This window comes from Amycolatopsis sp. NPDC051071, from assembly GCF_040682875.1.
Classification (GTDB): Bacteria; Actinomycetota; Actinomycetes; order Mycobacteriales; family Pseudonocardiaceae; genus Amycolatopsis.
Window position 1 is genome coordinate 1 of record NZ_JBFBBY010000335.1, and the last position, 1,062, is coordinate 1,062.

The window sequence follows — 1,062 nt, forward strand, 5'->3', positions numbered from 1 at the left end:
TGGTGCGGGCTAGGGTGACCGTTTGTTTCGTGTTTAATTAAAGGGTCTTTCAGGACAAAAAATGTCTTGAAAGACCCTTTCATGACACGTCAGTGGCCAGGCGGCGAGCTTCCCACAGGAATTCCAGCATCAGCGCCCATTTGAGTCCCGAAGCCGTCCGGCCGGTGTGGGCCGGATGAACCGGGTGGGGGCCACGCAAGGGGGGTGGCCCCCACCACGGGAAGATATCCGTCGGCCGCTGGGGCCATCGGCCGACGGGAGACATCGTGACAACCGAGTTCACCACGCTCGTCCAGGAACTACGCGACCTCGACTTGTACCTGGCCGTTGAAGCCGACGTCCAGAGCGGGAAGGTCGGCGTCCGGATGAGGATCGCCCCCGGGGTGCTCGCGGTCGCGATGCCGCGTCTCGTCGTGCGGCCGTTGGTGGAGAACGCGATCCGGTACGGGCTGGCCGGTAAACCGGGCGGGGGAGCCGTCACGATCATCGCGGAGGACGCGGGTGTCGAAGCGGTGCTCACCGTGGAGGACGACGGCGTCGGCATGGACCCCGCGCGTGTCGCCGAGCGTTCCGGCCTCGGCGACGTCGACGAGCGCATGCGCTCCGCGTTCGGCCTGGAGTACGCGCTCTTGGTCGAGACGGCTCCGGACGCGGGCACGAAGGTCACCCTGCGGCTTCCGAAGGGCTGAGCACCATCCGAAAGGTGCAGTTTCGAACAGGTTCACCGCTGTCTGGGAGGGCTTCGTGCGCCGTCGTACCCTGCTGAAGGCCGCTGGCGCTCACGTTGCTCCCGGAAAGCGTCCGGCAGGCGCTCGCCGCCGACGCGCCGACGGGCGGCCGCGGTCCGTGGACGTCCGCGGCGGAGGTGGCCCCGCTCGGCTGGGCGTGAGCCCACCGAACGCCTCGTGCGTGTAGCGAGCCCGCTCTTGAGCACTTACGCGTCATCTGCGGCGTTGCTCGCGTGAAGTACAGGAAGGCCCCCTTCCTTGCGCTAGGCGCAAGTCGACGGCAGGACAGGCCACTGATGGGCGGGGGTGCGATGCTGGGCGGATGAACGCCGAT

At 67.4% G+C, this 1,062-nt stretch carries 1 protein-coding gene; it reads left to right on the top strand.

From position 1 onward, the window contains the following. Window positions 1–266 precede the first annotated feature (266 nt). Window positions 267–689, top strand: a complete 423-nt coding sequence (locus AB0M65_RS40875; protein WP_364041079.1) for an ATP-binding protein — start codon at window positions 267–269, stop codon at window positions 687–689. Window positions 690–1,062: the final 373 nt, after the last annotated feature.